Here is a 229-nt window from a genome sequence, read left to right on the forward strand (position 1 = left end):
GTTTTCTGTGAACGGACGGCAATCTTGATATCGGCAACCGCTACGGTTGATTCCGCGTACGCCCTGATTACCGGGTCCGCGGCTTTTTCCCCCTCCGCATAAATTGCTTCCAGCGCCGCCCTGTCTACGATGATATCGCAGAGCTGTCCGTCCCTTGTGTGCAGGAATGTCTCGTAGGCTTCCTCCGCAGCCGCCCTCATATTGGCCGGGAGCGCCTGCCAGTCGCGTT

Annotated in this window: 1 protein-coding gene; it reads right to left on the reverse strand. The window is 59.0% G+C overall.

What is annotated here, in order from left to right; all coding sequences use genetic code 11:
* A partial coding sequence (locus HJV72_RS18925; RefSeq protein ID WP_208073407.1) for a V-type ATPase subunit occupies positions 1–229 on the reverse strand: 229 nt, incomplete at both ends.

Source organism: Extibacter sp. GGCC_0201, assembly GCF_017566055.1.
GTDB lineage: Bacteria > Bacillota > Clostridia > Lachnospirales > Lachnospiraceae > Extibacter.